Origin of the sequence: Sulfitobacter sp. UBA1132, from assembly GCF_002311545.1 — a bacterium.
Classification (GTDB): Bacteria; Pseudomonadota; Alphaproteobacteria; order Rhodobacterales; family Rhodobacteraceae; genus Sulfitobacter; species Sulfitobacter pontiacus.
The window spans coordinates 4,981-5,291 of sequence record NZ_DCAN01000009.1 but is presented as its reverse complement, the minus strand read 5'-3'; the positions used below and the strand labels follow the sequence as shown (position 1 = coordinate 5,291).

Sequence of the window (311 nt, the reverse complement as noted above, 5' to 3'; positions counted from 1 at the left end):
CCAGTTCGGCTGGCACGTGATCAAACTGGACGACAAGCGCCAGAAAGAAGCGCCCAAGCTCGAAGACGTGAAGGACGAGCTGGAAACTCAGGTCCGTCAGGTGAAAGCACAGACCCTGATCGAAAAGACCACCGAAGCCGCAGATGTTGACCGTTCGGCGGCTGACACAATCGACCCTTCGGTTCTGACCAACCTCGGCCTGTTGGAGTAATAAATGGGCAAAGTCACCGCTGTATCCCCGCTGGCACCCGATCACTTCCCTGATCTTCCTGTCATCGATGGTGTGCGTTTCGCCACCATCGCGGCGGGGG

Annotated in this window: 1 protein-coding gene; it reads left to right on the top strand. The window is 57.9% G+C overall.

Annotated features, from left to right (window positions below; genetic code table 11):
* On the top strand, positions 1–211 hold a 211-nt coding region (locus B4F27_RS06510; protein ID WP_414717690.1), incomplete at its 5' end, for a peptidylprolyl isomerase.
* Positions 212–311: the final 100 nt, after the last annotated feature.